The organism is Streptomyces spongiae (assembly GCF_009377185.1).
GTDB lineage: Bacteria > Actinomycetota > Actinomycetes > Streptomycetales > Streptomycetaceae > Streptomyces > Streptomyces spongiae.
The window spans coordinates 1-5,165 of record NZ_VJZC01000662.1 but is presented as its reverse complement, the minus strand read 5'-3'; the positions used below and the strand labels follow the sequence as shown (position 1 = coordinate 5,165).

The 5,165-nt window shown below is 71.0% G+C and carries 6 protein-coding genes; 4 read left to right on the top strand and 2 right to left on the bottom strand.

Annotation, left to right across the window (positions count from 1 at the left end):
- Positions 1-42: 42 nt before the first annotated feature.
- A complete protein-coding gene (locus tag FNH08_RS44065; protein ID WP_322726429.1) occupies positions 43-948 on the top strand; it encodes a 1-aminocyclopropane-1-carboxylate deaminase/D-cysteine desulfhydrase in 906 nt (301 codons plus the stop codon).
- Between the two features lie 10 nt (positions 949-958).
- Here the strand turns inward: FNH08_RS44065 and FNH08_RS44060 are convergent, their stop codons facing one another.
- Positions 959-2,557, bottom strand: a complete 1,599-nt coding sequence (locus FNH08_RS44060) for a Na+/H+ antiporter (protein ID WP_152777128.1) — start codon at positions 2,555-2,557, stop codon at positions 959-961.
- Between the two features lie 60 nt (positions 2,558-2,617).
- On the opposite strand from FNH08_RS44060, the gene FNH08_RS44055 reads away from it, so the two are divergent.
- The 3 genes from FNH08_RS44055 to FNH08_RS44045 all read left to right on the top strand — a co-directional run bounded on the left by FNH08_RS44055 (position 2,618) and on the right by FNH08_RS44045 (position 4,713).
- On the top strand, positions 2,618-2,878 hold the full coding sequence (locus tag FNH08_RS44055; protein WP_152777127.1) for a UBP-type zinc finger domain-containing protein: 261 nt from the start codon (positions 2,618-2,620) through the stop codon (positions 2,876-2,878).
- Positions 2,879-3,193: 315 nt separating this feature from the next.
- The gene (locus tag FNH08_RS44050) at positions 3,194-3,607 is read left to right on the top strand and encodes an ATP-binding protein (RefSeq protein WP_015657891.1); all 414 of its coding nucleotides are present in this window, start codon (positions 3,194-3,196) and stop codon (positions 3,605-3,607) included.
- Positions 3,608-3,624: 17 nt separating this feature from the next.
- Entirely contained in the window at positions 3,625-4,713 is a 1,089-nt protein-coding gene (locus FNH08_RS44045; protein WP_322726428.1) for an RNA polymerase sigma factor SigF, read from the top strand.
- A 39-nt stretch (positions 4,714-4,752) separates the two neighbouring features.
- Here the strand turns inward: FNH08_RS44045 and FNH08_RS44040 are convergent.
- The coding region (locus FNH08_RS44040) for a hypothetical protein (protein ID WP_152777125.1) at positions 4,753-5,165 on the bottom strand (413 nt) is incomplete at its 5' end.

The following is a 5,165-nucleotide window of genomic DNA, read 5'->3' as shown; positions in this document are numbered from 1 at the left end:
CGCTGGTACCCCAGCCCCGGCCCTCTGTCCGACAATGGGCAGGTGACCAGCCTCGACGCCCTGCAGCCGAACCTGCCGTCCCCCCTGCATCACATCGAGGACGAGCGGTTCGGGCGGCGCGGTGTGCGGCTGATGGTGAAGCGCGACGATCTGATCCATCCGGAGCTGGTCGGGAACAAGTGGCGCAAGCTCGCCCCGAACCTGCGTGCCGCGGCGGGCCGCCAAGTGGTCACCTTCGGCGGCGCGTACTCGAACCATCTGCGGGCCACGGCCGCCGCGGGCCGTCTGCTGGGGCTGCCCACCATCGGGGTCGTGCGGGGCGAGGAGCTGGCCGACCGCCCTCTCAACCCGTCGCTGGCCCGGTGCGCGGCCGACGGCATGAGGCTGCGCTTCGTCGCGCGGTCGACGTACCGCCACAAGACCGACCCGGAGACGCTGGCGGCGATCCTCCGCACCGCGGACGCCGAGGACGCGTACGTCGTCCCCGAGGGCGGCAGCAACTCCCTCGCCGTACGTGGCTGTCAGGAGCTGGGCGAGGAACTGCGCGGCCGGGCCGATGTCGTGGCGTTGGCCTGCGGCACCGGCGGTACCCTCGCGGGGCTGTCCGCGGGCCTCGCGCCCGGACAGCGTGCCCTGGGTGTCCCCGTCCTGCGGGGCGGCTTCCTGACCGCCGAGGTACACGCCCTGCAGCAGCGGGCCTTCGGCGGCCCTCGCGGCGACTGGTCCCTCGACGACCGCTTCCACTTCGGCGGCTACGCCCGCACCACCCCGGAACTCGACGCTTTCGCAGAGGAGTTCGAGCAGCGCCACGGACTGCCGGTCGAGCGTCTGTATGTGGCCAAGATGCTGTACGGACTCGTCACCCTCGCCGAAGAGGGCGCCTTCCCCCGTGGCGCGACCCTCGCGGCGGTGATCACGGGAGCGCCGTTCGCGGCGGTCACCACCTAGCGGGCCGCCCTCACCCCTCCGACTCCCGGTAGGCCGCCGCCTCCTCCAGGTCCAGTCTGCGCAGCAGGGTCCGGAGCATCTCGTCGTCGATGTACCGGCCGTCCCGCAGCTTCACGAAGACGGCCCGTTCGGTGCCGATCACCTCCCGTGAGAGGCGGCTGTAGGTGTCGTCGACGGTCTCGCCGGTCACGGGGTTCGCCGAGCCCAGCCGCTCCCACACGGCGTTGCGGCGCCTCTCCAGGACCGAGCGGAGCCGGTCGGCCAGTGGTGGTGGCAGGGCGTTGCGCTCGTCCGCGAGCAGCTCGTCGAGGCGCTCCTCGGCGACCCGGGAGGCCTGCGCCTGGGCGTTGGCCTCGGCGAGCGTCTCGGCCTGGAGGTCACGCCCGGGCAGACGCAGCACGCGGATCAGCGGGGGCAGGGTGAGGCCCTGGACGACCAGGGTGCCGATGACCGTGGTGAAGGTCAGGAAGAGCAGCAGGTTGCGCCCGGGGAAATCGTCCCCGCCGTGCACGCTCGTCGGGATCGAGAAGGCGATGGCCAGCGACACCACGCCCCGCATTCCGGCCCAGCCGACGATGAAGGGGCCCTTCCAGGTGGGGTTCGCCTCCCGTTCCCTGATCCGTCGCGAGAGCAGCCGCGGCAGGAAGGTCGCCGGGTACACCCACAGGAAGCGGCAGACGACCACCACGAGGAAGACGGCGATCGCGTACCAGGCGGCGCGCGTCCCCTCGTACTCCCCGAGCCCTTCGAGGACGACCTTCAGTTGCAGTCCGATAAGTGCGAACACCGCTGACTCCAGCAGGAAGCCGACCATCTTCCAGACCGCCTCCTCCTGGAGCCGGGTCGCGAAGTCGACCTGCCAGTTGCGAAACCCCAGGTAGAGGCCGACGACGACCACGGCGAGCACTCCGGAGGCGTGCACCCACTCGGCGAGTCCGTACGCGACGAAGGGGATCAGCAAGGAGAGGGTGTTTTGCAGAAGCGCTTCCTTCAGGTGGGTGCGCAGCCAGTGGATCGGCATCATCAGCAACAGCCCCACCGCGATCCCGCCGACCGCCGCCAGCACGAACTCGCCGATCGCGCCGGCCCAGGTCGCGCCCTCGCCGATCGCGGCCGCCAGGGCCACCCGGTACGCGGTGATCGCGGTGGCGTCGTTCACCAGGGACTCGCCCTGGAGGATCGTGGTGAGCCGCGACGGAAGCCCCACCCGGCGTGCGACCGCCGTCGCCGCGACCGCGTCCGGTGGCGCCACCACCGCGCCGAGCACCAGTGCGGCGGTCAGCGGCAGCCCGGGCACGATCAGGTAGGCGGCCCAGCCGACGACGAGGGTCGCGAACAGCACGTAGCCGACCGACAACAGCGCCACCGGACGCAGTTGGGCCCGCAGGTCGAGGTACGAGCTCTCCGTGGCCGCGGTGTACAGCAGCGGCGGCAGGATCAGCGGCAGCACGACATCCGGGTCGAGCTCGTACGAGGGCACCCCGGGCATGTACGAGACGGCCAGGCCCACCGCGACGAGCAGCAGGGGCGGCGGCACCGGCGTACGACGGGCCGCACCGGCGACGGCGACACTGCCCGCGACCAGCATCAGCAGCGGCAACACGTGCATGTCCTCGCCCACCCTCTTTTTCCGCGCGATGTTCCGCGCGCCCGTCGTAACCTGGCAATCATGAAACAGTGCACGCACGCCGACGCGCTGCCTGCCCCGGAGCCGGCGCCGCTCAGCGACACCTGCCCCGAGTGTCAGGCCGCCGGCTCGCACCCGGTGCAACTGCGGCTGTGTCTGTCGTGCGGATACGTCGGCTGCTGCGACACCTCGCCGGGCCGACACTCGACCGAGCACTACAAGGAGAGCGGCCACCCCATCATGCGGACCTTCGAACCCGGCGAGAACTGGCGCTGGTGCTTCGTCGACCACGTACTCGTATGACGCGCGTCCACCGGGCACGCAACCGGAGAACGGAAATGCGCATGACACAGACGACGCGAGCGCGTACTCATGTGACACGGTTCGACCGTCTGACGTGTGGGTACGTCAATCCGGCGCGCGCTCTTCCTATTTGAGGCCCGCAGACCCCTAGCCACCGAGCGTGTTCATGTGCTTACTATGAGTGACAACAAGGGGCGGGGTCCCCAGGACAGGGAACTTGGGAGCGCGGTAGCGTCACCGCTGAACCACTTAGCGCGTTACCCCGAGGGGCGACCCTCGGACCCCGAAACAGCTTGTACCACCTTGGAGGTGAGGGTGTCCCAGATCGCAGGCGAGCCCGCGACCCAGGACTTCGTGGAAGTCCGGCTGCCGGCCGCGGGTGCCTACCTGTCGGTGCTGCGTACGGCCACGGCCGGCCTCGCGGCCCGTTTGGACTTCACCCTCGACGAGATCGAGGACCTGCGCATCGCGGTCGACGAGGCCTGCGCGATCCTGCTCCAGCAGGCCGTGCCCGGCTCGGTGCTCAGCTGTGTCTTCCGCCTCGTCGACGACTCACTCGAGGTGACGGTCTCCGCCCCGACCACGGACGGCCACGCCCCCTCGCGCGACACCTTCGCCTGGACCGTCCTGTCGGCCCTCGCGGGCAAGGTGTCGTCCGCCGTCGACGACGACAAAACCGTTTCGATCAGCCTCTACAAACAGCGCGGCGCGGGACCCGGGCCGGCGTGAGGAACGGGGAAGGGCCGGTGCGGGACGAAGAGCGCGGCACACGGGAACTTCCCGCCGAGGGCGCAGACGGCCCGGGCGGGCCACGGCACTGGGCGGACGGCGTCGACGGCATCCCCGAGCAGGCCCGGCCGCATCCGGAGGACGACTCCCCGGCGGTGGCCGGAGCGTCTCAGCGGGCAGAGCCGATCGACGACGAGGAGCACGGGGAGCTCTCCGACGGGCGACGGAATCCGGAGGGTGCCGTACGGAGCACCACGTCCTCGGAAGGGCGGCGTCGGGTGACGGCGGGCGGGACTATGAGCGAGCACGAGCGGAACGGTGAGCACAGCGTGCGGGGCACGCAGCACGACCCCCAGGACCGCAGCGGGGCGCGGGCGATGTTCGTCGAGTTGCGCGCGCTGAAGGACGGCAGCGCCGAGTACGCGGAGCTGCGCAACCGGCTCGTCCGGATGCACCTGCCGCTCGTGGAGCACCTCGCGCGCCGCTTCCGCAACCGCGGCGAGCCACTGGACGACCTCACCCAGGTCGCCACCATCGGCCTGATCAAGTCGGTGGACCGCTTCGACCCGGACCGCGGAGTCGAGTTCTCGACGTACGCCACGCCCACGGTGGTCGGCGAGATCAAGCGTCACTTCCGCGACAAGGGCTGGGCCGTCCGCGTCCCCCGCCGGCTCCAGGAGCTGCGCCTGGCGCTCACCACGGCCACGGCGGAGCTCTCCCAGCAGCACGGACGCTCCCCCACCGTCCACGAGCTGGCCGAGAAGCTGTCCATCTCGGAGGAAGAGGTCCTGGAGGGCCTGGAGTCGGCGAACGCCTATTCGACCCTCTCGCTGGACGTCCCCGACACGGACGACGAGTCACCCGCGGTCGCGGACACCCTGGGCGCGGAGGACGAGGCGCTGGAGGGCGTGGAGTACCGCGAATCCCTCAAGCCCCTCTTGGAGGATCTCCCCCCGCGAGAGAAGCGGATTCTCCTCCTCCGCTTCTTCGGCAACATGACGCAGTCGCAGATCGCCCAGGAAGTCGGCATCTCCCAGATGCACGTCTCCCGGCTGCTGGCCCGCACCCTGGCCCAGCTCCGGGAGAAGCTCCTGGTCGAGGAGTAGTCCACCTCGCCCTCGCGGCGCCTGCCGCGAGGGCTTGTCTCACTTCTGGTCCTGCACATCCCCCGGGCCCCGGATGCCGAGAGCCTGGGTCGTCGCCGGGTTCACGAGAAGGACCAGCGCGGTGACGGCGACGACCGCGAGGACGATCCCGCCCGGGATGGCCAGGCTGTCGGCCTGGAGCAGGTTGTACGCCACCGGGAGCGCCATGATCTGCGTGATGACCGCCGGCCCCCGGCTCCAGCCGCGCCGCAGGAACAGTCCCCGCGCGGCGAGCAGCGGCAGCAGCGCGAGGACGATCAGCGTGACGCCTCCGGTGACGGCCTGCTGACGATCGTCCGGGTCACCCGCCAGCCCCATCACGAGGATGGCACCGCCGCCCACGGCGAGGGCCAGCCCTTCCAGCGCGGCCAGCGCCGCGGCGGCGGTCAGCCGTCCGGGGCGGGGTGTGGCGT